We start from the raw sequence: 25,398 nt of genomic DNA, 5'->3' as shown, positions 1-25,398 counted from the left end.
AAACTCTGATATGCTTCAAAGTGTATCAAATGTTATCTTTCTCCGTCAAGCCATCTGTCTGCTCTCCTGACAGATGCTCTATGATAAACTCCGCAAATCTTCGAGATGCCACGGACATCGTCTCCCATTTATTCCAGACCAGCCCTACCTTTCTTTCTGGGCATTCCAGAATTGGACGAATCTCCAGGCCATCCTCAAATCCATCCAATACAAGCCGATACATGATGGATATTCCCAATCCCTGACGTACCATGGCCAGAATAGAATAATCATCATATACCTTATATTCAATATTGGGCTTTAAATTCTCCTGTTCAAATGCGTACATGGGTACACTATACTCCCCTTCATCTAAGAGTATAAAAGGTTCTTCTGACAGTTGCCTTAAAGAAATCTCCTTACATCTGGCTAAAGCATGTCCTTTGGGCAGCACTGCCACCATCTCATCCTTATATAAAACCCTCCCATCAATTTTCGAAACTGCATCCGCATTGACAAACCCGAAATCAATGGTTCCGGCCTTAACCCAACCTGGAATACTGGTATATTCCCCCTGCTGCAGAACAAAATTCACTGCCGGATATTCTTTCTTGAACTCCTTCATCAAGCGCGGAAGAAGATTCCGGCTTACACTGGTAAAAGTACCAATCCGAATCGTACTGTCCAGCAGTCCCTGCATCTCCAGCTTCTTTTGATGCAGCGACTGCTCAGCCTGATAAACAGACTGAATATAGGGAAAGAACTGCTTTCCATCTGAAGTTAATTGGATTCCATCCTTTTTTCGGTCGATCAAAAGGATGCCAAGCTCTTTTTCCAACGATTTTATAGTCTGACTCACTGCACTCTGAGAATACCCAAGCTGTCGGCCAGCCTTCGTAAAGCTGCCAAGTTCTATTACCTTACAGAAGATTCCATATCTGGACAGCATGTATTTCACCCCATCTCTTTTTCTTATGAAGTCATTATAATCATTCGTTTTACTAATGTCAATTCAGTGGATATAATAAATAACAGAATATAACGTTTCAAAGGGTTGTTCCCTTTTAAAACTATTTGAAAAGGAGCCTATCGATATGAATACAAATGATACTTTTGGTCCGGAAGATAACATCCGGTCTGCCGCCTTTCCAAAGCGGCGATTTGTCTTTAAAGAAGGATTCCTGGATGGAATTCCCATTGGACTTGGTTATCTGGCCGTTTCTTTCTCTCTTGGAATCGCTGCCAGAAATGCAGGCTTGTCACCCTTTCAGGGCTTCCTAATGAGTCTTTTGAACAATGCTTCCGCTGGTGAATATGCCGGACTGACTCTGATTGCCGCAGATGCTGCTTATGTGGAGATCGCTTTGATCACCCTGATCACCAATGCCAGATATCTACTGATGAGCTGCGCATTGAGCCAGAAATTCTCTCCGGAAACCTCTCTGCTTCACCGCCTTCTGGTAGGCTTTGATGTCACCGACGAGCTTTTTGGCATTGCGATCGCACGACCTGGTAAACTAAATCCTTATTATTCCTATGGTGCCATCGCCATTGCAGCCCCTTGCTGGGCAGTAGGAACCGCACTTGGCATTATCGCAGGGAACCTGCTTCCACTCAGAATTGTCAGTGCTCTAAGTGTTGCCCTCTTTGGCATGTTCCTGGCCATCATCATCCCACCATCCAGGGCCAATAAAGTAGTTGGCGTTTTTGTTTTATTAAGCTTTGCTTCCAGTTACGCTTCTACTTTATTACCATACTTGTCCACTTTGTCTGATGGTACCCGTACAATTATACTGACTGTGGCACTTTCTGCCATTGCTGCACTTTTATTTCCGATCAAACAGGAGGATACTGATCATGAAGCATAATATTTATATTTACATTGCCATTATGGCCGCCGTCAGCTTTATCATCCGCGTATTACCGCTGACCTTAATTCGAAAACAGATCAAAAGTCCGTTTCTTCAGTCCTTTTTATACTATATGCCTTACATAACCCTGGCCGTTATGACCTTTCCGGCAATTCTTTATGCAACCCAGTCTCCCATTGCCGGAGCAGTAGCTTTAGGGGTGGGAATTATATCTGCATGGTTTGGTGCCAGCTTATTCCAGGTTTCCGTATCCTGCTGTGCGATCGTCCTTTTACTGGAACTGATTCTTATATAAAATATACCGTTCCAGTCCTCCATACTTTCTATCTCTGCATACGATCTCATATCCCATAGATAGAAAGTTATAGAGGCTGTACGGATTATCCGGAGATACTGTAGCAAAAAGATGCCTGTACATCCGCATCTCTTCCTGTTCTTCTGCATAGCTAAGCAGCTTCTTCTGCAATTCATAGCCACGATATTCCGGCAAGACTGCGATAGAATCCATATATGCAGTCTTATGATATTCTTCTTTCTCCATATTAACGTACTTTCCCATATGTCCATCGTCTTCCTGAGGAACATAGACAATCAAGAATCCAACTATACTTCCATCCAAATCCACTGCTTTATACACCATCCCATGATCCTTCGTGCATTCTTCAATGTAAGGAAGGTCATCGACTACGTACAAATCCTTTCTGTCCATCTGCGCATGTACCCTTTTCATTACCTCGTGGATATCCCTGGCATCCTTTCGGGAAGCACGCTGTATGTTTATCTTCGCTCCCATCTACTCTTCAATATGTTCCCTTCCCTGAGCAATGATGGTCCGTACGTGATCATCTGCCAGAGAATAGAAGATGGATCTTCCCTCTCTTCTGCTTTTGACCAGCTTGTTCTGCTTTAAAATCCTAAGCTGATGTGAAATGGCAGACTGAGTCATGTTAAGTACCTGTGCCAGATCACAGACACAAACCTCTGCTTCAAATAATACAAATAAAATACGGATTCTTGTGGAATCTCCAAATACTTTAAACAATTCTGCCAGATCATACAATTCTGTCTCTTCCGGCATAGTTTCATTTACAATTTGCAGCAAATCTTCATGAATTTCCACAGAATCGCAACATATCTTCTCTTTTTCCGTCATATTATACCTGCTTTCTATTCTATTTTCGCTATTTTTTTCTTAAAAAACTATAATCTGCAATAAAAAACTATAAATTCTTAACAAATAATGCACGAATTGCATTCAATACTGCAATTACCATAACTCCCACATCTGCAAAAATGGCAAGCCACATATTGGCAATTCCCACCGCTCCCAAGATCAGACATATTACTTTGATACCGATGGCAAAGTAAATATTCTCATATACAATCCGTAAACACTTTTTGGCAATTTTAATTGCTTTTACCATTTTTAATGGATCATCGTCCATCAAAACAATATCTGCAGCTTCAATGGCCGCATCGGATCCTAACGCTCCCATGGCTACGCCGATATCTGCTCTGGAAAGTACTGGTGCATCGTTAATACCATCACCAACAAAAGCCAGCTTCTCTTTCTCGCCTTTGCGTTCCAAAAGCTCCTCTACCTTGGCCACTTTATCCGCAGGAAGCAGTTCACTGTATACCTGATCCACACCAATCTTTTCTGCTACCTGTACAGCCGCTTTTCTGGCATCGCCAGTGAGCATGACGGTCTGCTTGATCCCTGCCTTTTTCAAAGCCTGGATCGCCTCTTTGGAATGTTCCTTAACCTCATCAGAAATCAGAATATGCCCTGCATACTCTCCATTTACCGCAATATGAACCACGGTTCCGGCATGATGACACTCCATAAACGAAATACCTAATCGCTTCATCAGCTTGTCATTTCCTGCTGCCACAGTTTCTCCATCTACCTTGGCTATAACACCATTGCCACTGATTTCTTCCACATCCGTTACCCGGCTCTGATCCACTGGTCTTCCATAGGCATTTTTTAAGCTTCTGCTGATCGGATGGTTGGAAAAGCTTTCTGCCAAAGCTGCATATTCTAAGATCTTCGCTTCTTCCACCTTATTATGATGTACACCACTCACCTCGAAGATTCCTTTGGTCAGTGTACCTGTCTTATCAAACACCACATATTTTGTCTTAGAAAGCGTTTCCAGATAATTGGATCCTTTGACCAATACTCCTGCATTGCTGGCTCCGCCGATTCCTGCAAAGAAACTAAGGGGAATGCTGATAACGAGAGCACATGGACAACTGATAACTAAGAAGGTCAATGACCGGTAAATCCAGCTGCCCCACTGAGCAGGCATCTGCAGGATGAACAGACGAACTAGTGGTGGAAGTACTGCCAATGCCAATGCACCATAGCACACCGCTGGTGTATAATAGCGGGCAAATTTGGAAATAAAGTTCTCGGATCTGGATTTTTTCGAACTGGAATTCTCCACCAGATCCAGAATCTTAGAAACTGTGGATTCTCCAAATTCTCTTATGGTCTGAATCTTCAACACTCCAGTCATATTGATACACCCACTGATCACCTCATCTCCCACATTGGCTTCTCTTGGAAGACTCTCTCCAGTCAATGCACTGGTATTCAATGTTGCTTTTCCTTCTACGATCACACCATCAATAGGGATTTTTTCTCCCGGCTGTACCACAATAACGGTACCGATCTCCACTTCATCCGGATCCACCTTCTCTAATCGTCCTTCACGTTCTACATTGGCATAATCCGGTCGAATATCCATCAAATCGCTGATATTTCTACGGCTTTTCCCAACCGCATAGCTCTGGAACCATTCTCCAATCTGGTAAAACAGCATAACGGCAACACCTTCTGTATATTCGCCCAACAGAATAGCTCCCACCGTTGCGACCGCCATTAAAAAATTTTCGTCAAATACCTGTTTATTCTTAATTCCTTTTAACGCTTTCTTCAAAATATCATATCCGATGATCAGATAGGGAATTAAAAATAATCCCAGTCGCAGATAACCGTCCAGCGGAAGCAGCGTCAGTATCACCATCAATGCTGCTGATACAAGAATTCGAATCAATACCTTTTTTTGCTTTTTATTCATGATTACACCTTTATCTTTCTCATAGTTTTTAATGCCTATAAACACAAAACGACTGGTCATACCCTTTTATTGTCTATGATCAGCCGCCATGTGCCACAAACCGCTTAGAAAAAAATCTCACAGTCGTCTTCTACTATCTTACAGTTCTTTAATACTTCCTGCATCACTGCTTTTGGTTCCTGTCCTTCTTCAAACTCCACGATCATCTTAAGAGCCATAAAGTTTACAGTAGCATCCTTCACGCCTGCTGTCTTCTTTGCTGCCTGTTCCATCTTGTTTGCACAGTTTGCGCAATCCACGTCAATCTTATATGTTTTCTTCATACCGAAATCTCCTTTCCATCCATAAGACGTTTCAATCCTTTTATATATGAACAATTATTCATATATTTGTTTTTATTATATCATCTATAGTTAAAATGTCAATTGTTTTTAAATGAAAAAAAGTACTTCAACACCATCTCTCTACAAATGATATTGAAGTACTTCTTCTTTTCTATCGTCTATGTCAAATTTTTATGCGGAATATCTTCTCCGGTTCTGCCCGGTTACTGCCTCATATTCCCTTAATTTTCGTTTGGCTTCCGGACTAAGATTTTGCGGTACCTGAATTGCTACGGTGACATACTGATCTCCATGTACAGAAGAATCCTTCATGGATACAATTCCTTTTCCACGAAGTCTGATCTTACTTCCAGACTGGGTTCCCTCCCGGATCTTACAAATAACATTTCCATACAGAGTCGGAACTACTGCCTCTCCTCCAAATACCGCTGTCGTAAATGGAATCTGCACCGTTGTATACACATCCATTCCTTTTCTCTCAAAACCTGCTTTTGCTCCTACGCGAACTTTCAGCATCAAATCTCCCGGCTCACCGCCGCCACTTCCAGGCCTTCCTTTTCCTCTTAACCGAATACTTTTTCCGTCATCAATGCCTGCCGGTATTCGAACCTTCAGAGACTGGACTCTTCCACCTGCATTTGGATCCTGCAGTCGAATCGTCTTCTCACAGCCGGATACGGCCTCATCAAAACTTATGGAGACTTCTGCCTCAACATCGGAACCTTTCTGGGCAAATCCTCTTCCTCCAAAGCCACTTTCATAAAAACCATCATGAAAGCTATTTCCGGAAAATCCAGAGAATCCCTGACTATTTCTGCCGGCTCTCTGACTTCTGCCTCCAAACATACTTCCAAAAATGTCACCAAAGATATCACCCATATCGCCGCCTTCAAAATGGAATTCCTGATAGCTTCCCTGTGGTCCGCCACCATACCCATATGCTCCGGATTCTGCACCAGTGCCATCAAAGGCCGCATGGCCAAACTGATCATACAGTTTTCTTTTCTCTGGATCACTTAAAATGGTATATGCCTCTGTGATTTCTTTAAATTTTGCTTCTGCACCAGCATTTCCGGAATTGGTGTCCGGGTGATATTTCTTTGCCAGTTTACGATATGCTCTTTTTATCGCCTTTTCATCTGCATCTCTTCCAATTCCAAGAACCTCGTAATAATCTCTCTTTACTGCCAATGTTACCACCTCCATGCTAATACTTCTCTATACGATCAAGCATATCGGAAAATCCGATATGACGAATTTTTATTATTATTCCATCTGTTCTATTTGTAATATAACACCTATATTTTTTTATGTCAAGAGGAAAATTAAAAAAGTATTTCCATTGGCCGTACATCAAAAAAAGAACTGTATAACGACCAAAAATCTTTCATTCTATATAAAAATCTTGCTTTATTGGCCGCTAAAACCTACTTTGTCATCAATACACCCAAAATTCAATTGACTTTTGGACGTAATATGCACTTTTTAGTTTAAAACATCCAATTTATCTATAATTTTCTATTAACCTACAAACAAAATGGATGTTATTGCAAACAATTATCATATTACGGCCAAAATTTAAAAATATCATATTACATCACTCCTCCCAGAGAACCTCCGTATACTGTTTGGATACCAGACCATTTTTCAAAGGAACCAGCGTTTCTAATGCATCCTGGTCCTCTTTCTGCTCGTATAGTTCCCTTTGAATGGATGTTCTTCCATCCTGATCCATCTGTTGTGTTTCGATCAAAAAGTATGCAGTATCTTTTTCTGCAGTTAGCTTCTCTGGCAGCTTTCCCGGAGTATAAGAATTTGATGTTATCACCTGATGATCCTGATTCATCTGGTATAGCGTAATCTTCGTTGGCTTCTTTACTAAAATTCCAGTAACCTTAACGGTGACACCTTCTATCTTGCTTTTCTGATTCTCTGTTAATGTCACCTGATCTGTCAGTGTCAGTGTCGTAGTCTCACCCTCTTCGGATGCTCCACTGGTAGTGCTGCCCTGTCCTGATATAACGTAAATCTTACCATCTTCGGTCTGATAAACAGGATTTACATAATAGGAAATTCCATCCTTCTCTTTATCCGTCAGAAAATAAACAGACCCTGACAGCTCCAGATTCTCGTGGTCATTTTCTATATTATAGTTACTTTCCGCATCGCAAATTTCCTCATCATATTCTGTCGTATGATAGGATTCTCCATTTTGATCTGACCAAAGCGGAGAAAAGAACCTGATACCTTCGATTCCAGGAAAGGATACCTCCCATTCAGAAGGATCCTGACTGTCATGCTTATCAATTTTGGCATAGATCCGGTCTTCATACTGATCAGAGTCTTCCACCATCAAATCTTTATTTTCAACCAGTTTCTCTGCATGGTCATCCAGATATGCGTCCAGATCAAATAAATCCAGATATTCCTGTGTAATCAGCGCACCAATAAGCCGGTCCTGTGATTTCTCGCTTTTGGCCTCTTCTTTTGCAAGAGAACAACCAGTAAGACCAGTCAACATCCAAAATATCAATATTCCTATGAATCCCTTTTTACTCATTATCGTCCACCTCCAGATTTCCATCAAACTTTAATATATCTCCCACATCACACTGCAAATAATAACAGATTCGATTAATGGTATGAAAACGCACGCCCTTTGCCTTTCCACTTCGCAATATAGATAAATTAGCCTCTGTAATCTTCACCAGCTTACAGAGCTCCTTTGATGTCATTCCACGTTCCTTTAATACCTCTTCCAAACAAACTTGAATTCCCATATCTACCACTTTCCCCTTTTAAATAAAAAGGTCATTGTCCTTCTTTAGCTTTACTTTCCGATTTTTATAGAAATAGCAACTGCCTGATCAGAATAAGGATCTATCATTACTTCCTCCAATCCTTTCATTCCAAAGAGACCAATCATAATATCCATACAATAAGGAATGACATTCACTATACATTGAACCACTAAGAACAAAATTGTTATTCTAATATTAGGCTGGGTATAGAACGCACCGACCTCTATTGCTAATCCTTCATTGGCCTCTCTCACACTCTGAATGGACGCTGGCAGACTGCCAAAGCATTCCTTACACACTGCATAAACAAGCAACATGATCATAATATAGAACAAAAGATGAAGCCCCTTCTGAAGTTGTCTCATATCTGCTGATGCAAACATTGTTAATACCCGTAAGATCAAATATCCAAAAAGCACAGCATAAAAGGTACTGCCTAGGATCAGCTTTTCTCCATCAGGTATATTGGTGTGAAATAGCCCCGGATTAATCATATAATAGACAACGAAAACCATTAGAATACTTAATATGGGCAAAAACAAATCCACTGCCTTCTCCCTATCCTTTCTCTTTAAAATCAAAAAACAAAAAAATGGAATGAAACAAATAAGAACATATAGTATAATTGCAATCATATTGCCCCTTGGGCCAGATAAAGACAGCCGTCTAAGTCCCCACCTTATCTGTTCAAAAGGAAATGCAACCATAGTAGAAAATACATCTGAACAATGTATCTGAAGAATTGAAAATCCCAAACAAAACACTGCTTCTATGATAAGAATCCCTAGAAAAATCTTACGTCTCATATTTATCCTCCTTCTTTAAAAATTATTGAAAAACAATAATTTCTTGATTCCATTATACTGAAATAATTATCGTTTTTCAATAATTTTTAGAATCTTTATAAAACCCTACTTTTTGTATATTCTTTTTCTTTTAGCACATACTAAGCAAAAAGAAGCGGAGGCACGTTATGGGTAACAATATGGATTTAAATTACGAAATGTTTTGCTATCAATGTGAACAGACAGCCAACCAAAAAGGCTGCACCAAGATGGGGGTTTGTGGTAAAACCCCAGAAATCGCCAATCTACAGGATTTATTAATCTTTCAAATCAAGGGCATCAGCTGCTACGGAAAAGTGCTGATAGACGAAGGACAGCATATGGATAAATCCATCGTAAGCTTTATTGAAAATGTTCTTTTTACTACCCTTACCAATGTAAACTTTGACGTGGACATACATGTAGGGTTGTTACAAGAATCTCAAAAAATCAAAGAAGATCTACAAAGCATGGTAGGTGAAATTGCTTCCCACACAGCTCATGCCACGTACCAACTGCCAAAAACGAAAGCTGAAATGCTAAAGACTGCTCCTTTGGCCGGCATTATGTATGATAAAAACTTAGATCCGGATATTCGCTCTTTACGCCAAACCATTCTATACGGTTTAAAAGGCATCAGTGCTTATGGACATCAGGCCCGCGAATTAGGATATTTTAGTAATGAAGTAGATGATTTTTATATTCAAGCATTATCAGACATTACCGATGATAAGCTGTCTGTAGAAGAGCTTATTCGTATAACCATGCGTACTGGTGAAATGGCCATTGAGGTCATGAAGAAATTAGATGAAGCAAATACTGCTATTTATGGAAATCCTTCTCCTCATAAAGTCAATGTCCACATAAAAAAAGGACCTTTCATCATCGTATCTGGACACGATTTAAAAGATCTTGAAATGCTCCTGGAACAGAGTCAGGGTACTGGTGTGAACATTTACACACATGGAGAAATGCTTCCTTGTCACGGTTATGATGGACTGAAGAAATATCCTCATCTAATCGGTAACTTCGGTGGTGCATGGCAGGACCAGCAGAAAGAATTTGACAGTCTTCCTGGATGTATTCTCATGACTACCAACTGTCTGATGCGCCCACGCTCTACCTATAAAGACCGCATCTATAGTACCAATGTGGTCGGATGGGAAGGGGTACAACATATTGAAAAAAAGGAAAATGGTGAGAAGGATTTTAGCAATATCATTCAAAAAGCCATTGAACTGAAAGGATTTCCAGAGGATCAAGATGTCCATGAAATTTTAGTTGGCTTTGGACACCATGCCACCTTAAGCTACGCAGATAAAATCGTAGAAGCAGTCAAAAATGGAACTATCCGTCATTTCTTCCTGATCGGTGGATGTGACGGAGCAAGACCCGGTCGCAACTACTACACAGAATTTGCCAAAATGGTTCCTGAGGATTGTGTGATCCTCACTCTCGCCTGTGGAAAATATCGTTTTCATAAGCTGGATTTTGGAGAGATAGCAGGAATTCCACGACTGTTGGATATTGGCCAATGCAATGATGTTTACTCCGCCATTCTCATTGCAACTGCTCTGGCCGATGCATTTGACACAGATGTTAACGGACTTCCATTATCGCTGATCGTCTCTTGGTATGAGCAAAAGGCAGTGGCAGATCTTCTGGCCTTATTAAGTCTTGGAATCAAGAATATCTACCTGGGGCCGACTCTACCTGCATTCTTAAGTCCTAATGTGCTTCAATATATGTCCGATACCTTTCAGTTAAGGCCGATCAGCAATGCGAAAGATGACATTAAGACATGTCTGGAACAAAAAATTTAAGAATATCATCCGCATTCTTGCTGTCCTCGCCTTAGTTTTTACCCTCAGAAAGAATCCGACAACTTTTTTGTTCGTAATCTATTAATTGGGTAATTGTAGGATGTTCCCCACAGACTGGACAGTCTGGCACATGCTCTGGCAATTCCACCTTGCGGAATTTCATCTTTAGTGCATCATAAGTGAGCATGCAGCCAGTCAGCAGTTCTCCCACTCCCACAATGTATTTCACTGCTTCCATAGCCTGAAGGCTGCCAATCACACCTCCCATAACACCGATCACTCCTGCTTCTTTGCAGGAAGGAACCGCATTCTCTGGAGGCGGATCTCTAAAAATACAGCGATAACATGGTCCTTCTCCCGGAACATAAGTCATAAGCTGCCCCTGAAACTGCAAGATTCCTGCATGTGAGAATGGTTTCTTTGCCATCACACAGGCATCGTTGATCAAAAACTTTGCAGGAAAGTTATCCGTTCCATCGATGATAAAGTCATAATCCTTGATCAATTCCAGTATATTTTGGGAATGAACATAGGTTTGATAGGTATGCACGGTAATATCCGGGTTCATGGTCTCTATGGTCTCTTTGGCTGATTGTACTTTTGCCTTTCCTACATCTGCGGTCGTATGAATAATCTGACGCTGCAAATTAGACAGTTCTACCACATCTCCATCTACGATGCCTATGGTCCCCACTCCAGCTGCTGCCAGATACATAGCCGCCGGCGCACCCAGACCGCCGGCTCCTATGATCAGAACTCTGGCATCCAGAAGCTTTTTCTGTCCTTTGACTCCTATCTCCTTTAGAATGATATGTCTGGAATAACGTTCCAGCTGTTCATTGGAAAAACCCATCAGTGCTCACCCTCTTCCTTTTTTACGATCAACGTATACGTTCCATCTTCATTGGATAACAGCTTTAAAACCTTATGACCTTCATCCTTAACGCTTCTTGGTACATTTTGCACTGGCTCTCCGTCCTTCATACGAACCGCCAATATCTGCCCACTCTTCAGCTCCTCTAATGCCACTTTCACCTTCACAAAAGTAATCGGACACACCACATCTGTAATATCAACCACTGCATCTGTTACATACTCACCCATTGTATGCTCCTTTCACAACTTCATAAAATACATCCTGTCCAATGCGATCTATTGTGACTCCAAATCGCTCTCCTTCTTGGCCATATTGTTCAAAAAATGAAATCGCAGCATCTATCACTCGAAATAGCTGTTTTTCCGAAGTGATCAACGGCAAAAGCTGCTGTCCGATCCGAATACGATTACCGAAAGTTCCTCCAAACGATACCAGAAATCCTTCCTTTGATTCCCCTGCATCCGCAGGACATGATTTTACACATCGTCCACAATAAGAGCACCGGTCATAGTCCACCTGTACCGCTCCATTTACCATCGAGATCGCCCGCTCCCGACAAATTTTTTTACAAATCCCACATGTGATGCATTCCTCCTGCTTCCACCTTACATCCATGGCTCCTTTGATTCCGATGTCATTTTCCTCGGCCTTTAAACAATTATTCTGACATCCGGTAACGCCAAATTTAAATTTATGGGGAAGCTCACGGCCAAAGTATCGGTCATTTAGCAAGCTGGCAATTCGGTAAGAATCAATATTTCCACTTGGACAGACCTGATTCCCCTGACAGGCAGTAATGGTTCTGACTCGAGGTCCACAGGTCCCAGGCTGACATCCTCCTTCTGCCAACTCCTGTTTTACACGGTCTATATCCTTGAATGAAATAAACGGAATTTCAACTCCCTGTCGGGAAGTGAGATGCACATATCCCTTCCCGTACTTTTCTGAAACTGCTGCTACCTTTTTTAGTGATCCATAATCCACTTTATCATCCATGTTTATCCTGACCCCTTTTCTCTTATATATAATAATCAATCAAATCTTGAACATTTCCGCAGCTTTCCCTGCGAATCAATTCTCCATTCAGTTCAAGCTTTACTTTATTCTTATGTCTTCCTTTCATTCTGTCCAAAAGCAAAAACATAGCAAATTTACCCATTTCCTCTTTTGGCAACGCAACTGTGGTCAGCATCGGCTTTGTAAACTGGGCCTGCTCAATGTCGTCACTGGAAATGACTGAAATGTGAATATATCTGTTTTGTGGTCTACTTAAATTCTTTAATATTCCCACAGCAATAATATCATTGGCACAATAAAGGGCAGTTGGCATTGCATCAGACGCTAATATCTTCTCCATAACCTCATAGCCTTTTGCTTCTGTTGGTCTTGTCTCATAGACAAACGATGGATGAAACTCTATCTCATGTTTCTTTAATGTCTCCATATATCCTTTAAATCTGGCTTCATCCTGACATACTCCCACATAGCCAATGGTTCTATGCCCCAGTGCAATAAGATGCTCTACTGCCATTGCTGCTATCTTTTCTCCATCACAGACCACCTCATCAACCGTATGGTCGATTGGATTTCGATTGATATTTACTACATTTTTAAAGCCATCCTGAATGTAGTCCAGTGCTTTTGCCTCACACTTTCCAATGACGATCACACCATCCATCTTTTCATCTGTCTCATTTTTCATGTCTTTGACGATCTTACTGAGATTTTCTCTCTTGCATCTCTTCTTATCAGAGAAAATGGGAGCATACCACACCTTGGATAAAATGCAATAATTACGATGTACTTCGGTTTCTATCACTCTCAACAGCTCTGAATAAAATAAATCTGTCTGAGCCGCCTCTGGCCTGGTCATGATTACACCAATATAGTATGCCTTTTCCATCTGATTTCCTGTTCCCATCTTCAGATTCTTTGCTGCCTTGTTTGGTACATATTTTAATTCCATGGCCGCTTCCCAGATTTTATCTCTTATTTCCGGTGATGAACATCGATAATCTGGATTGTTCAACACACGGGATACCGTAGATAAGGATACTCCTGTGATTTCTGCTATTTTCTTTAGTGTGGCCATCCTGGTGCCTCTCTTTCCATATAATTCCTATAAGTAAGCTATGTTTATATTTATATCAAATATCTGAATAAATTTCCAGTATTTTCATTGAAAACGTTTCAAAATTTTATACATATCTTACTTTTTGTATTGAAAACAATTTTGGTCTACCATCAATCCCAATATGCCTTACCGTGACCTGGATTACATCTTAAGGCTGTGGAGAGGCTATGGAAATGCTGGATATCCCGGAAGTACATCGAAATAGGTATCTTGATTTGCTTAAAAATAACGATAGCAAGTAGTAGCATAAATGTGGGTTTCTTTGACTATGGGACAATAAATGAGAACGAAATCATTCCGGTCAGCAATCAGGCTACGGAGCTTCCAGCCATTTGTCCTTATGGACGACCAAAAGCATCGCTTTTGCCAAAGATTTTCTGCCTGAGAAAACATGTAAGCTCCTTCGCAGATTGCTTTACCGGAATGGTTTCGTTCTTTGTAGTATATTGGCTTCTCCCATATTCGTGTGGGGAAACGGAACATGGAAAAGAAGAAAACTTTTTCATAGACCATATCCCCGTTTTCCCAACTTATATAGATGCAATACTATAAAAAAGAACGGAAGTGTTTCAGCAAGGCAATATTGGGAAGAGCTTTTTACAATCACTTACATGGTTTGCTCTCGGTCAGAAAATCTTTGCAGAAAGCAACGCTTTCTGCCGCCCATCAGAGCAAATGAGGAGAAGCTTGCTTAAGAATCATTTGCAGATGGGCGGCATATAAGATTTTCGTCTGGTCCCTACCACGAGAGCACTAAAAGCGAAGCGGCTGTGGCGAGTGGCAAAAACGCAAAGCATGTTAGGGATTGTTAAGCTCTGGAAACCTGATTGCCGGCTGAAATCATTCCGTTCTCATCGCTTGCATCTGTATTCCAGAAAACCCGCATTTAGATCATCCAGAAATTATCCGTGCACACGATCTTTCTATAAGTCTCAAATCGGGACCATTTATTATGAAACTCGGATAAGTTCTTTTCTTCTGTCTCTTCAAACTCTGCCAAAAACTCTTTCAGCTCTTTCTGATTCTTAATGGTCAGCGCAAATCCTCTCTCATCCAGAACCGGAAGTCCACCAAACTGATACTCTTCAAGCTTTATGATATCCTGAATCTTTTTATCACGGATCAATACTGCTGCCTTAGCTTTCACAGAAATAATATCAAAGTAATCCGGGTATTTGAAGCTATCACCTTCAGATGGTACCACATCACCTGGATGATATGTCTGATTATCTGCATCTGCTTTCGTCATCATGGCATTATCCAGATTAAAATAAAACTCCTCAAAGATATATCCACCAATCTTGATATCGTCTTTTTCAAAATATGGCTTTTCCTCAGAAGTATCTACCGATTCTACCACACCGCAGGCAGAAGTCATGTGGCTGACACGGTCGATCAGAATCAATTCTCCCAGCGTTTTATGATGCTTAAATACATCCAGTACGATTTTTTCTGTTAATTCCACCTGGCATACGGCAATTTCATTTTTCTCAACCGTATCTGCCGGTATATGTTCTCCTGTATTCACATCAATCTTGTAAAGAATCTTTTTTACAAATCCCGGTATCCTCTTTGTCGAAGATTTGACCAGATATTCTTTGCCCACTGCCAGATTCTCATCATCCATCCATAAAAATGTTGCAGTAAAGCTTTTCACTACCGGAAGTTCCTCATCGTCTGTCAATACACAGCCACGGCTTACATCCACTTCCTTATCCAACTGAATGGTTACTGCCTGTCCCGCCACAGCCTCTTTTTTGCTGTCACTGCCTACCAGAAGCTTCTTCACCGTAGCAGTCTCTCTGCTCGGTAATGTGACAATGGTCTGTCCTTCTTTGACACTGCCACTTTCCACCTGTCCCTGAAACCCTCTGAATTCATGATTTGGACGGCATACACGCTGTACAGGCATATAGAAAGAAGTCTCTTCCTGCTCTGATACATCCACCGTTTCCAGATGATCAAGAAGTGCTTTTCCGGTATACCATGGCATATTATCCGATTTTTGTGTTACATTATCACCCTCCGTAGCACTTACCGGAATTACTGTCACATCCTGCAATTTTAATGCTTCTGACAGCTCTTCAATATCCTTTTTGATCTCTTCAAAGCGTTCCTGACTGTAACCGGCCAAATCCATTTTATTGACTGCGAATACAAAATGTTTGATGCCCATCAGTGCACAAATGCGACTATGGCGTCTCGTCTGTACCAGTACGCCCTGAGTAGCATCTACAAGAATAATAGACAACTGTGCAAAGGATGCACCCACTGCCATATTTCTCGTATACTCTTCGTGTCCCGGGGTATCCGCTACAATAAAACTTCTCTTATCTGTCGTAAAGTAACGATAGGCTACATCGATGGTAATTCCCTGTTCTCTTTCTGCCATGAGTCCATCCAGAAGGAGAGAATAATCAATGGCACCTCCTCGGGATCCCACCTTACTATCCAGTACCAAAGCCTTTTCCTGATCCGCATATAAAAGCTTTGAATCATAAAGAATATGTCCAATTAATGTGGATTTTCCATCATCCACACTTCCACACGTAATAAATTTCAATAATCCACTCATTAGAAATACCCCTCTCTCTTTCTCTTTTCCATGCTGGCTGCCCCGCCGTCTTTATCAATGACACGGCTGGTTCGCTCAGACTCTACAGAGCTTAATGTCTCTTCAATGATCTGGTCCAGGGTATCTGCCTCTGACTCAATACCACCTGTCAAAGGATAGCATCCCAGTGTACGGAACCGTACCTTTTTCTTTTCTACCACTTCTCCAGGCTTCAGCCTCATACGGTCATCATCTACCATAATCAGGTTTCCATCTCTTTCTACCACTGGTCTTTCTGCTGCAAAGTAAAGGGGAACGATCGGAATATTTTCCCTCTTAATATATTGCCATATATCCTTCTCTGTCCAGTTGGAGATTGGGAATACACGAATGCTCTCTCCTTTGTTGATCTCAGTATTATATAACTTCCACATCTCCGGACGCTGATTTTTCGGATCCCAGGCATGAGATTCATTACGGAAGGAGAAGATTCTTTCTTTTGCACGGCTTTTCTCTTCATCTCGGCGTCCGCCGCCAAATGCCGCCGTAAAACCATATTTATTTAAAGCCTGTTTTAAGGCCTGTGTTTTCATAATATCTGTATAAGCGGAGCCATGATCAAATGGATTGATGCCCTGCTTCACTCCGTCTTCATTAATATATTCCAGCATTTCAATGCCAAGCTCTTTGGCTGTTTTATCACGAAACTCGATCATTTCTTTAAATTTCCATGTTGTATTTACATGAAGAAATGGGAATGGCGGTTTCTCCGGATAAAATGCTTTCAAGGCCAGATGAAGCATTACTGAACTGTCTTTTCCTATAGAATACAGCATAACCGGGTTTTCGCATTCTGCCGCCACTTCACGTATAATATAAATGGCTTCTGCCTCTAATTCGTCTAAATGTGATAATCCACTCATATTGTCCTCCTGCTTTTCAAGTTTTTCTTTTACAATCCTAGTATTGATTGGAGTTTTTTCGATTGACATCGATGACGATTTCACTGCCATCTGGTTTTCGAATGTTCCAATGGAGGAAATCTCCGCTTTTTGTAACATTCATGACACTTCCTGTGCCTCCTATATCTGCTCCCAGGTAAAAATCAATAGCTCCTGCTGCGCACTCCTTGACACAGGATACACAGCCCCAGCAGTTTCTTGGATATTTTATAACTGCTTTATGATCTTCTATCGCGATCAGGGTGCCTGGACATACCTCCTGACACTTTTTGCAGCCTACACATTTTTCTTTATTGATCTTTATGCTCATAAGTATCCTCCTTTACAATATCCCGGAACTGTATGTGGATGGTCCCGTTCTCCAATCTGGAGTTTACATATTTGAAATATCGGCTGTCCGTGTCCGGATGGTCCAGATTTTCATTAAAGGAATGCCATCTGGTTTCTTTTCTGTTTTTTAAATGAGCAATCAATGCTTTACATACCAGAAGTCTTTCCTTCAACTCGTAAGCAAATAGCAGCTCATGCATATCCGAAGCCCCTATCTCATCTGACAATTTCAATAATTGTTCAATCTTCTCATCTGCCAGATTCAACTGCTTTTCATTATATTGATAATAAGAGGAAATACCTCCTGCATATTCATCCATGATCTTCTGCATGGCTTCTTCCAGCTCTTCTGTGGTAAATACCGGAGTATTCGTATTTCGGATTTTTTCATATTCCTGTATTACTGCATCTGCCTGCTTTTGAATACTGTCTGTCGGTGGAATCTCTTCTGCAGTCTTCCATTTATCCAGAATTGACAATGCTGCGATCTCTCCTTCTGCCAGAGCTCCCGTTACATATTTCTGAGGGCAGCCTCCAGCTACATCTCCGGCTGCGTAAAGCCCATCTATTGTCGTCTGCCTGTGGGTATCCACCCAATATCCACTGGCCGTATGCCCACCTACGATGTACGGCTCTGTTCCCTGAATTTCTACATCCTGTTCACTCGGCATTTTGCCGCTTTCGATCCATTTTAATGTCTGACTTGGAGCCATATTCAGATATGCTTTTAAAAGCTGCTGATCCTGTTCCTCCGTTATTACACTTGTGCGAAGATAACAAGGGCCATTCCCCAATTGATTTTCCTTTACGGTTCCATAGACACGTTCGCTGGTTGTAATCCCATATTTATCTTCATATACAAAACCTTTGGAGTTTACCTGCTTGGCTCTTACTCCCTGAGCGATGGTACCAGTTGGAGCAATGGTATCTTTACACCGAAGAGCAATGAAACGCATCTCAAAAGAAGTCATTTCTGCGCCTGCACGCAGTCCCATGGCATATCCGGCACCAGTATTAAACGGCGGATACCACATTTTATGTCTGGAAAAACCAGGGTTATTCGGACGATACAGCCCTGCCGCTCCACCTGTAGCGACCAAAACTGCCTTAGCCTCTATGATATAAGCTTTTTCATCCACAATGGAAAATCCTACCGCACCGTATACCTGATTATGTTCCACCAATAAATCCGTTATATTTACATAATTAAGAACCTGAATATTTTCTTCTTTTGCAACGGCCTTTGCCAAAATCGGTTTGAAGTTTTCCCCATTGATCTTAATATTTCGGTTTCCTCTGGCTACGTAATCTCCATTTTCATCCTTTAATATGACAAGTCCAAGGGATTCCATATCTGCTGTCACATCATTAAACCGTCTGGCTGCTGACAACAATAAATCTCTTCGTACAATTCCAGCTGCATCTTTGGTGGCATAATCAACATAATCCTCCGGCGTACGCCCTTTGACAATGTAGGCATTGATCGCATTGACACCTGCGGCCAGACAGCCACTTCTTTTCATATTTGCTTTCTCTGCGATCAACACACGCTTCCCAGAATTCCTGGCCACCGTCAATGCTGCATAACATCCTGCTGTACCACCACCTACAATCAGAACGTCTGTCTCTATTCTTTCAATCTGTAACTTTTCTCTCATGTTTTCAAATCTCTTTCTTTTAAATAACCAATGATTCTTCGCGAATAGAACTGTTTTGAAGCAGGAAGGCCTGATCTCCTTTTATCACAAACAGCTTGTAGACAAAGACATCCACGGTTTCACCTTCCTCAACAGGCTGTTCCTCCAGTCCTCTTTTGGCGGTCAGTACCATATCATTGATACGCACCTTCAATTCCAGATTATTGCCTCGGAAAGAAATTTTTTCCACAATTCCTTCCATGGCAGAACGTTTATAAATCTGAGACTCATTTTTCTTTGTAACCCGTATAAATTCAGGTCGTACAATGGCACGATGGGCCCCTTCCATGGATTCAAAATAGTGAATCTTGCGATATTCTTCTACAATGGATGTCTGCCCGAAAAAGGATGCTGTAAATGCCGTTGTTGGATTCTGATATACCTCCAAAGGTGTTCCCATCTGCTCAATTTTTCCTTGATTGGTAATAATGATCTCATCTGCTACCTCAATGGCCTCATCCTGATCATGAGTCACAAAAATGCTGGTAATTCCCAGTTTTTCTATCATTTCTTTCAGCCAGCTTCTCAATTCCTGTCTGATTTTCGCATCAATGGCTGCAAATGGTTCATCCAGAAGCAAAAGCTGTGGATTTGGTGCCAATGCTCTTGCAAAAGCGACTCTCTGCCGCTGTCCTCCTGACAACTGGCTAGGATACCGCTTTTCCAGACCTTTTAGCCCTGTCAGAGCGATCAACTCAGAAACTCTCTCCCTTATTTTATGAGGATCTTCTTTCTTTACCTTTAATCCAAACGCAATGTTGTCATACACCGTCATATAACGAAACAGCGCATAATTTTGAAATACAAATCCAATCCCTCTGGCGCTGGCAGAAATATCATTGACTACTTTTCCGTTAATAATGATTTCTCCACTATCTGGATGCTCCAGTCCGGCAATCATACGAAGTATCGTCGTCTTTCCACTGCCGCTTGGTCCCAGAAGTCCAATTAATTTTCCCTTTTCGATACCAAAACTTACGTCATTGGATGCTTTATATGTACCAAAAGTCTTATTAATATGTTTTAGTTCCACATACATCTGCTTATGTCTCCTTTTTTCCTCTATATTCTACAATACTTCGAATTACCAGAAGAATTACCGCCAAAATTACAAGAATGGAGGATACGGCAAAAGCCGGTACATACTGGAATTCATTGAATAATATCTCTACATGAAGGGGCAGTGTATTGGTCACACCCCGAAGGTGGCCTGACAAAACGGATACTGCACCAAACTCTCCCATAGCTCTTGCCGTACAGAGCACAATACCATAGAGAAACGCCCATTTAATATGAGGGAAGGTAATCTTACGGAATATGGTAAGCCCTTTTGCCCCCATTAGTGCTGCTGCCTCTTCTTCATCTGTCCCTATTGATTCCAATACTGGTATCAATTCCCTGGAGACAAATGGAAACGTAACAAATATAGTTGCAAGTATGATTCCCGGTACAGCAAACACGATTTTTATTCCTGCCTGCTGAAGATAAGGATATAGAAAACTTTGTTTTCCGAAAACCAGGATATAAATAAGACCTGCTATGATCGGTGATACGGTTACCGGAATATCAATTAATGTGGTCAATATTTTTTTGCCACGAAAATGAAATCTAGTCAAAGCCCATGCAGCACACAGGCCAAAAATAGTATTGCAGATCACTGCAGCCACTGTAGCTTCTATGGTCAGTATCAGCGCTTTTATCGTATATTCATCTGTAATCGCAGATACATAAAATTCCCATCCTTTTCGAAGTGCCTCTGTAACCACAACAAACAGGGGAAGTACCAGCATGATCACCAAAAACAGAACACTGATTCCTATAAGCAGCCACTTTACCAGCTGGGATTGTTCTTTTTTTTCTGCTTCCATCAGCTATTTCCTCCTTTTATCCGCTTTGAATTATGTGCCTGTATTGCATTCACTCCAAACAAAATCAAAAATGAAACAAACAACATTACCAGAGCGATGGATGTGGCACTGGCATAGTCATATTCCTGAAGCTCTGACATAATGATCAGTGGAGTAATTTCCGTATAATAAGGTTTGTTACCAGCAATAAATACAACACTTCCATATTCGCCAAGGCATCGTCCGAATGCCAGTCCTGTTCCTGTAAACAGTGCAGGCATCAGCTCTGGAAAAATTACTTTTCTAAATATGACTGCCGGCTTCGCCCCAAGGACCATAGCAGCTTCTTCATAAGAACCATCCAGCTTCTCCAGTACCGGCTGTACGGCCCGAACTACAAACGGAATACCGATGAACACCAGGGCGATGGTAATTCCAATTCTGGTATATGCAATTTTGATTCCAAACTGAGCGAAAAATTTTCCTACCAACCCCTGATCGGACGTAAGTGATGTCAGCGCAATACCCGCTACGGCCGTGGGCAGTGCAAAAGGAAGCTCTATCATTCCATCCATCAGCCGTTTTCCAGGGAAATCATATCTGACAAGAACCCATGCCAGAATCAATCCCATAACAGCATTGACAGCAGATGCCACAAATGCTGTAATAAAACTTACATAAAAGCTGGATAACACTCTTTCTCTGGTTATTACCTGAAAAAATTCTTTCATACCAAGGCTGGAAGAATACACTGCCAGAGATGCCAGCGGAATCAGCACTACTATACTCAGCATAGCAATGGTTACTCCCATGGTCAGGTTTAATCCCGGGATAACCCGTTTTCCAGTTTTCTTCATTCTACTATCCTACCTCTATTCCTTAAATATTTACTATTCTTCATAAATCTGGTCAAATACACCGCCATCTGCAAAGTGTGTTTTCTGTGCTTTATCCCATCCACCAAAGTCCTTAATAGTTACAAGATTAATATCAAGATCAAATACATCCTTATATTCTTTCAGAATCTTTTCATTAGAAGGACGATAATAATTATCTCCTGCAATTCTCTGTGCCTCATCAGAATACAGATAATTCAGATATTCAGTAGCCACATCACGAGTACCCTTTTTGTCTACAACGGAATCTACTACTGCTACAGAAGGCTGTGCCAAAATGCTGATGCTTGGAGTAATGATCTCATAATCATCTGGATAATCTTTTACAGATAGATAAGCTTCGTTTTCCCAGGCGATCAATACATCTCCCTGTCCATTTTCAACAAAGGATGTGGTTGCTCCTCGTGCTCCAGAATCCAATACCAACACGTTTTGATATAATTTTTTCATGAAATCCTTGATCTTTGTCTCATTGCCATTATAAAGCTTATCTGCATATGCCCATGCTGCCAGGTAATTCCAACGCGCTCCTCCAGATGTTTTTGGATTTGGTGTAATCACTCCTACTCCATCTTTTGTCAGATCATCCCAATCCTTAATGTTCTTCGGATTGCCTTTTCGAACCAGGAAAACGATGGTAGATGTATATGGTGAACTGTCATTGTCAAATTCATCCACCCATCCATCTTCGATCAATCCTGCATCCTGTACCGCTTTTACATCATACTCAAGAGCCAGTGTCACTACATCTGCTTCCAATCCATTGGCAACCTCCAGTGCCTGCTTACCAGAACCTCCATGAGACTGTGTAATCTCTACATCCTGTCCTTTTTCCTCTTTCCAATGCTTTGCAAAAATCTTATTATACTCTTCATATAACTCTCTTGTCGGATCGTAAGATACATTTGTGATCGATACCTTATCGGAAGATCCACTCTTCTTTTCCTCTTTACTTCCTGCACCACATCCAGTCAGACTGGTAAGTGCTAAAATCACTATAAGACCAATTGCGATTATATTTTTTCTTTTCATATGCTTTCTCCCTCTTTCTTCTTTTTTCTTTCATTGATTTTACGTATTTGCATTATAGCTTCTATAACCTACTATTTAAATAGGAAAACTAGAAAACGTTGTCACAAATCCCTTTCATTTCTTCCATTTTCCAATACTTTTTCTCGTTACAGCATCATTTTTTCCTATTTTTTCCCTTTTTTACCCTGTATTTCATGCAAACGTTGTCATCCTTTGTTTTACAAGAACAAATCACATTTCTATACATACAAAAAACGGAGCGAGACCATTCTAGCCTCACTCCGTTTTTATCTGAGTTTATATCTTATTTATACTCCTCTTTATTACATCTAATTCTATTTTATCTCCCGCTTTCTCATGCTTTAATAATGTAGCCTTATTCTTAATACCTCCCCCATATCCTGTCAAGCTTCCATCGGCCCCAACAACCCTATGGCATGGAATGATAATACAGATTGGATTCCATCCCACCGCTCCGCCTACTGCCTGAGCTGACATCCTTTTTAGTCCTCTGTTTTTCGCGATCATTTTGGCGATATCCCCATAGGTCAACGTATCGCCAAATGAAATGGTGTTCATGATTTCAATCACTTCCTGCCGAAATGGAGTCAGATTTTCTATTTTATATAAAGGCGTAAAATCCGGATTTTCTCCGCTAAAATAACAATCTAACCAACGACAGGTCTCCTGAAAGATAACCAGATTCTTTTCAGCACCATCTATGAAATGTTTGGAAGCATCCCTTGACCCTTCAAACCACAGTCCAGTCAGATACTCTCCATCGCTGCTCATCTGTAGATCTGTAAACCCATCCGGTGTTGGATAGCTCCATATATAAGTCATACCTTTTACTCCTAACAAACCTTATGTCCAGATGCTACCTCGAAATGATATTTCACAATTCCAAGATCTATTTTCGTATACGGTCCCATGCCCGCTATACGAATGACAGGTTTTCCATTCTTAATTCCCATTTTAAATTTCTGCTGATTGATTGCTGTTGGAGCAAGAAGTGCTGCCTCTGCCCCTTTTTGAAACCACTCCGGCATTTCACCTTTTGTTGCCATGACACTCTTCAGTTTCTTGCTCTTATGTGATTTCCCCTGTGTTTCTCCATAGCCTATGGCTATGACTAACACCATTTTTTCACCATTCGGAATTCGTTTTTTTACATTCACCTTATTAAAAGACAATGCTACCCAACAGGTATTCAGTCCTATTCTCTGGGCTTCAAGAACAATCTTTTCCCCATAGTATCCACATTTTTCCTGCAGACTATCCGAAGGCTTTCCTGCCAGGATAATATAATTATTCACATTGCGGAAACTTCCATAATGTGCCAGCTTTGATTCAAACCCATTTGGATCATCATAACGTATCTGAATATGCAATCCACTTTCCTCATTGCACTCCCTGATCAATGCACTTAATCTTTGCCGTTTTTCATCCTCAATTTTCTGCTCTGTGTATACTCTTACAGAATGCCTTTCCTGTATGGCTTGCAATAAATCCATTTCTTTCAACTCTTTCCTTTTCACTATTATTATGTACTATTTTTGTCCGTCTTCATATCCTTTTTCATTACAGAAACAGCTCATTTTCTTTTCGGATCGAACATGCCTTTTTCATTGCCAAAGCAGCAATAGATACCATTGCACCATTGACCTTTCTTGCTTTTTCAGGACACTGATTCACACAACGCATACAGGAAATACACTTTTTCGAATCCGTCGTATAACCAGTCGAATTAATCGCCTGTACAGGACATCTCTCTACACACATTCCACACTTCACACAGTTCTTGGTCGGTTTTGGAACAAGTCCGGCTCCACCGGCCTTTTTATAAGGGCGATTTCCTGGAATAGAAACAACCTCTCCATCCTTGCCTGCAATCTGATCAGCGAAATGGATCAGCTGTTTCTTATCAGACTCATCCGGTCTGTTTGAAGCATACTGTGGCATGATGGAGTGTTCTGCTACGGCAGCAATGGCTGCAACGACCTGAAATCCACATTCTTTGGCCGCATCCTCCATCTCCACAAGGGTATCTTCATAAGCCCGGTTTCCATATACACATACGAGCGTACACTTTGCACCATTTCCTGTCATCTGTTTCAACCGTTCTATTGCCACGGCAGGAGCTCTTCCTCCAAACGAAGGCATGGCGATTAAAACCATATCCTCTTTCTCAATCTTACACTTGGCAAAATCAGTTTTGTAATCACTCAGATCAATTTTTACCACGCTTTCCTTCCAATGTCCACTGATAATATGAGCGACTTTCTCTGTACCACCTGTGGGACTGAATACGATCTCTACAACATTCATAAATCTATAT

At 41.1% G+C, this 25,398-nt stretch carries 27 protein-coding genes; 3 read left to right on the top strand and 24 right to left on the bottom strand.

Going from position 1 to position 25,398, the window contains the following annotated elements; translation table 11 throughout:
* Window positions 1-25: 25 nt before the first annotated feature.
* Complete coding sequence (locus BHF69_RS12470; RefSeq protein ID WP_075672125.1) at window positions 26-928, bottom strand: LysR family transcriptional regulator; 903 nt, start codon at window positions 926-928, stop codon at window positions 26-28.
* Between the two features lie 145 nt (window positions 929-1,073).
* Between BHF69_RS12470 and BHF69_RS12465 the strand changes: the two genes are divergently transcribed.
* Complete coding sequence (locus BHF69_RS12465; RefSeq protein WP_075672123.1) at window positions 1,074-1,847, top strand: AzlC family ABC transporter permease; 774 nt, start codon at window positions 1,074-1,076, stop codon at window positions 1,845-1,847.
* A complete protein-coding gene (locus BHF69_RS12460; protein WP_075672121.1) occupies window positions 1,837-2,145 on the top strand; it encodes an AzlD domain-containing protein in 309 nt (102 codons plus the stop codon). Before BHF69_RS12465 ends, BHF69_RS12460 begins: the two co-directional genes overlap by 11 nt.
* Here the strand turns inward: BHF69_RS12460 and BHF69_RS12455 are convergent.
* From BHF69_RS12455 to BHF69_RS12420, 8 genes are all read right to left on the bottom strand, one after another.
* Window positions 2,122-2,643 (bottom strand): GNAT family N-acetyltransferase, encoded by a 522-nt coding sequence (locus BHF69_RS12455; protein WP_083651324.1) that lies wholly within the window; start codon window positions 2,641-2,643, stop codon window positions 2,122-2,124. The genes BHF69_RS12460 and BHF69_RS12455 overlap by 24 nt on opposite strands.
* Complete coding sequence (locus BHF69_RS12450) at window positions 2,644-3,003, bottom strand: ArsR/SmtB family transcription factor (RefSeq protein WP_075672119.1); 360 nt, start codon at window positions 3,001-3,003, stop codon at window positions 2,644-2,646.
* 67 nt (window positions 3,004-3,070) lie between these two features.
* Window positions 3,071-4,939, bottom strand: coding sequence for a heavy metal translocating P-type ATPase (locus BHF69_RS12445; protein ID WP_075672316.1), 1,869 nt, complete (start codon window positions 4,937-4,939; stop codon window positions 3,071-3,073).
* A 104-nt stretch (window positions 4,940-5,043) separates the two neighbouring features.
* The gene (locus BHF69_RS12440) at window positions 5,044-5,262 is read right to left on the bottom strand and encodes a cation transporter (protein WP_075672117.1); all 219 of its coding nucleotides are present in this window, start codon (window positions 5,260-5,262) and stop codon (window positions 5,044-5,046) included.
* Window positions 5,263-5,454: 192 nt separating this feature from the next.
* A complete protein-coding gene (locus BHF69_RS12435; RefSeq protein ID WP_075672314.1) occupies window positions 5,455-6,474 on the bottom strand; it encodes a DnaJ C-terminal domain-containing protein in 1,020 nt (339 codons plus the stop codon).
* Between the two features lie 406 nt (window positions 6,475-6,880).
* Entirely contained in the window at window positions 6,881-7,843 is a 963-nt protein-coding gene (locus BHF69_RS12430) for a hypothetical protein (protein WP_075672115.1), read from the bottom strand.
* Window positions 7,836-8,063: a helix-turn-helix domain-containing protein gene (locus BHF69_RS12425; RefSeq protein WP_075672113.1), complete on the bottom strand. Its 228-nt coding sequence runs from the start codon at window positions 8,061-8,063 to the stop codon at window positions 7,836-7,838. The genes BHF69_RS12430 and BHF69_RS12425 overlap by 8 nt, the downstream gene beginning before the upstream one ends.
* A 50-nt stretch (window positions 8,064-8,113) precedes the next feature.
* The gene (locus tag BHF69_RS12420) at window positions 8,114-8,890 is read right to left on the bottom strand and encodes a hypothetical protein (protein WP_075672111.1); all 777 of its coding nucleotides are present in this window, start codon (window positions 8,888-8,890) and stop codon (window positions 8,114-8,116) included.
* 167 nt (window positions 8,891-9,057) lie between these two features.
* On the opposite strand from BHF69_RS12420, the gene hcp reads away from it, so the two are divergent.
* Window positions 9,058-10,731 (top strand): hydroxylamine reductase, encoded by a 1,674-nt coding sequence (gene hcp, locus BHF69_RS12415; protein WP_075672109.1) that lies wholly within the window; start codon window positions 9,058-9,060, stop codon window positions 10,729-10,731.
* Between the two features lie 31 nt (window positions 10,732-10,762).
* Here the strand turns inward: hcp and BHF69_RS12410 are convergent, their stop codons facing one another.
* From BHF69_RS12410 to BHF69_RS12340, 15 genes are all read right to left on the bottom strand, one after another.
* Window positions 10,763-11,584, bottom strand: a complete 822-nt coding sequence (locus BHF69_RS12410; protein ID WP_075672107.1) for a HesA/MoeB/ThiF family protein — start codon at window positions 11,582-11,584, stop codon at window positions 10,763-10,765.
* Window positions 11,584-11,835 (bottom strand): sulfurtransferase TusA family protein, encoded by a 252-nt coding sequence (locus tag BHF69_RS12405; RefSeq protein ID WP_075672105.1) that lies wholly within the window; start codon window positions 11,833-11,835, stop codon window positions 11,584-11,586. The genes BHF69_RS12410 and BHF69_RS12405 overlap by 1 nt, the downstream gene beginning before the upstream one ends.
* Window positions 11,828-12,604 carry a 4Fe-4S binding protein gene (locus BHF69_RS12400; RefSeq protein WP_075672103.1) on the bottom strand — a complete coding sequence of 259 codons (777 nt, stop codon included), beginning with the start codon at window positions 12,602-12,604 and terminating at the stop codon, window positions 11,828-11,830. The genes BHF69_RS12405 and BHF69_RS12400 overlap by 8 nt, the downstream gene beginning before the upstream one ends.
* Window positions 12,605-12,626: 22 nt before the next feature.
* Window positions 12,627-13,700, bottom strand: a complete 1,074-nt coding sequence (locus BHF69_RS12395) for a LacI family DNA-binding transcriptional regulator (RefSeq protein ID WP_075672101.1) — start codon at window positions 13,698-13,700, stop codon at window positions 12,627-12,629.
* A gap of 928 nt (window positions 13,701-14,628) precedes the next feature.
* Window positions 14,629-16,317, bottom strand: coding sequence for a sulfate adenylyltransferase subunit 1 (locus BHF69_RS12390; RefSeq protein WP_075672099.1), 1,689 nt, complete (start codon window positions 16,315-16,317; stop codon window positions 14,629-14,631).
* On the bottom strand, window positions 16,317-17,219 hold the full coding sequence (gene cysD / locus BHF69_RS12385) for a sulfate adenylyltransferase subunit CysD (RefSeq protein ID WP_075672097.1): 903 nt from the start codon (window positions 17,217-17,219) through the stop codon (window positions 16,317-16,319). The genes BHF69_RS12390 and cysD overlap by 1 nt, the downstream gene beginning before the upstream one ends.
* A gap of 37 nt (window positions 17,220-17,256) precedes the next feature.
* A complete protein-coding gene (locus BHF69_RS12380) occupies window positions 17,257-17,568 on the bottom strand; it encodes an indolepyruvate ferredoxin oxidoreductase subunit alpha (RefSeq protein WP_075672095.1) in 312 nt (103 codons plus the stop codon).
* Window positions 17,549-19,246, bottom strand: a complete 1,698-nt coding sequence (locus tag BHF69_RS12375; RefSeq protein WP_075672093.1) for an adenylyl-sulfate reductase subunit alpha — start codon at window positions 19,244-19,246, stop codon at window positions 17,549-17,551. The genes BHF69_RS12380 and BHF69_RS12375 overlap by 20 nt, the downstream gene beginning before the upstream one ends.
* A gap of 19 nt (window positions 19,247-19,265) precedes the next feature.
* A complete protein-coding gene (locus BHF69_RS12370) occupies window positions 19,266-20,324 on the bottom strand; it encodes an ABC transporter ATP-binding protein (protein WP_075672091.1) in 1,059 nt (352 codons plus the stop codon).
* Window positions 20,325-20,328: 4 nt separating this feature from the next.
* Window positions 20,329-21,153: a sulfate ABC transporter permease subunit CysW gene (gene cysW, locus BHF69_RS12365; protein ID WP_075672089.1), complete on the bottom strand. Its 825-nt coding sequence runs from the start codon at window positions 21,151-21,153 to the stop codon at window positions 20,329-20,331.
* Window positions 21,153-21,989 carry a sulfate ABC transporter permease subunit CysT gene (cysT, locus tag BHF69_RS12360; protein WP_075672087.1) on the bottom strand — a complete coding sequence of 279 codons (837 nt, stop codon included), beginning with the start codon at window positions 21,987-21,989 and terminating at the stop codon, window positions 21,153-21,155. The genes cysW and cysT overlap by 1 nt, the downstream gene beginning before the upstream one ends.
* 33 nt (window positions 21,990-22,022) lie before the next feature.
* Window positions 22,023-23,060 (bottom strand): sulfate ABC transporter substrate-binding protein, encoded by a 1,038-nt coding sequence (locus tag BHF69_RS12355; RefSeq protein WP_075672085.1) that lies wholly within the window; start codon window positions 23,058-23,060, stop codon window positions 22,023-22,025.
* 297 nt (window positions 23,061-23,357) lie between these two features.
* Entirely contained in the window at window positions 23,358-23,903 is a 546-nt protein-coding gene (locus tag BHF69_RS12350; protein WP_075672083.1) for a methylated-DNA--[protein]-cysteine S-methyltransferase, read from the bottom strand.
* 11 nt (window positions 23,904-23,914) lie between these two features.
* Window positions 23,915-24,574 (bottom strand): nitroreductase family protein, encoded by a 660-nt coding sequence (locus BHF69_RS12345; RefSeq protein WP_075672081.1) that lies wholly within the window; start codon window positions 24,572-24,574, stop codon window positions 23,915-23,917.
* A gap of 67 nt (window positions 24,575-24,641) precedes the next feature.
* The gene (locus BHF69_RS12340) at window positions 24,642-25,388 is read right to left on the bottom strand and encodes a 4Fe-4S binding protein (RefSeq protein ID WP_075672079.1); all 747 of its coding nucleotides are present in this window, start codon (window positions 25,386-25,388) and stop codon (window positions 24,642-24,644) included.
* Window positions 25,389-25,398: the final 10 nt, after the last annotated feature.

The sequence above is a fragment of the Anaerostipes sp. 992a genome, from assembly GCF_001940245.1.
In the GTDB taxonomy this organism is placed as follows: Bacteria; Bacillota; Clostridia; order Lachnospirales; family Lachnospiraceae; genus Fimousia.
Note: the sequence above shows the minus strand (reverse complement) of the source record. Positions and strands in the feature narration are given on the sequence as shown.

Coding starts and splice junctions, on each gene's coding strand:
- BHF69_RS12470 (WP_075672125.1), bottom strand. CDS start 928: ATGCTGTCCAGATATGGAATCTTCTGTAAGGTAATAGAACTTGGCAGC.
- BHF69_RS12465 (WP_075672123.1), top strand. CDS start 1,074: ATGAATACAAATGATACTTTTGGTCCGGAAGATAACATCCGGTCTGCC.
- BHF69_RS12460 (WP_075672121.1), top strand. CDS start 1,837: ATGAAGCATAATATTTATATTTACATTGCCATTATGGCCGCCGTCAGC.
- BHF69_RS12455 (WP_083651324.1), bottom strand. CDS start 2,643: ATGGGAGCGAAGATAAACATACAGCGTGCTTCCCGAAAGGATGCCAGG.
- BHF69_RS12450 (WP_075672119.1), bottom strand. CDS start 3,003: ATGACGGAAAAAGAGAAGATATGTTGCGATTCTGTGGAAATTCATGAA.
- BHF69_RS12445 (WP_075672316.1), bottom strand. CDS start 4,939: ATGAATAAAAAGCAAAAAAAGGTATTGATTCGAATTCTTGTATCAGCA.
- BHF69_RS12440 (WP_075672117.1), bottom strand. CDS start 5,262: ATGAAGAAAACATATAAGATTGACGTGGATTGCGCAAACTGTGCAAAC.
- BHF69_RS12430 (WP_075672115.1), bottom strand. CDS start 7,843: ATGAGTAAAAAGGGATTCATAGGAATATTGATATTTTGGATGTTGACT.
- BHF69_RS12425 (WP_075672113.1), bottom strand. CDS start 8,063: ATGGGAATTCAAGTTTGTTTGGAAGAGGTATTAAAGGAACGTGGAATG.
- BHF69_RS12420 (WP_075672111.1), bottom strand. CDS start 8,890: ATGAGACGTAAGATTTTTCTAGGGATTCTTATCATAGAAGCAGTGTTT.
- hcp (WP_075672109.1), top strand. CDS start 9,058: ATGGGTAACAATATGGATTTAAATTACGAAATGTTTTGCTATCAATGT.
- BHF69_RS12410 (WP_075672107.1), bottom strand. CDS start 11,584: ATGGGTTTTTCCAATGAACAGCTGGAACGTTATTCCAGACATATCATT.
- BHF69_RS12405 (WP_075672105.1), bottom strand. CDS start 11,835: ATGGGTGAGTATGTAACAGATGCAGTGGTTGATATTACAGATGTGGTG.
- BHF69_RS12400 (WP_075672103.1), bottom strand. CDS start 12,604: ATGGATGATAAAGTGGATTATGGATCACTAAAAAAGGTAGCAGCAGTT.
- BHF69_RS12395 (WP_075672101.1), bottom strand. CDS start 13,700: ATGGCCACACTAAAGAAAATAGCAGAAATCACAGGAGTATCCTTATCT.
- BHF69_RS12390 (WP_075672099.1), bottom strand. CDS start 16,317: ATGAGTGGATTATTGAAATTTATTACGTGTGGAAGTGTGGATGATGGA.
- cysD (WP_075672097.1), bottom strand. CDS start 17,219: ATGAGTGGATTATCACATTTAGACGAATTAGAGGCAGAAGCCATTTAT.
- BHF69_RS12380 (WP_075672095.1), bottom strand. CDS start 17,568: ATGAGCATAAAGATCAATAAAGAAAAATGTGTAGGCTGCAAAAAGTGT.
- BHF69_RS12375 (WP_075672093.1), bottom strand. CDS start 19,246: ATGAGAGAAAAGTTACAGATTGAAAGAATAGAGACAGACGTTCTGATT.
- BHF69_RS12370 (WP_075672091.1), bottom strand. CDS start 20,324: ATGTATGTGGAACTAAAACATATTAATAAGACTTTTGGTACATATAAA.
- cysW (WP_075672089.1), bottom strand. CDS start 21,153: ATGGAAGCAGAAAAAAAAGAACAATCCCAGCTGGTAAAGTGGCTGCTT.
- cysT (WP_075672087.1), bottom strand. CDS start 21,989: ATGAAGAAAACTGGAAAACGGGTTATCCCGGGATTAAACCTGACCATG.
- BHF69_RS12355 (WP_075672085.1), bottom strand. CDS start 23,060: ATGAAAAGAAAAAATATAATCGCAATTGGTCTTATAGTGATTTTAGCA.
- BHF69_RS12350 (WP_075672083.1), bottom strand. CDS start 23,903: ATGACTTATATATGGAGCTATCCAACACCGGATGGGTTTACAGATCTA.
- BHF69_RS12345 (WP_075672081.1), bottom strand. CDS start 24,574: ATGGATTTATTGCAAGCCATACAGGAAAGGCATTCTGTAAGAGTATAC.
- BHF69_RS12340 (WP_075672079.1), bottom strand. CDS start 25,388: ATGAATGTTGTAGAGATCGTATTCAGTCCCACAGGTGGTACAGAGAAA.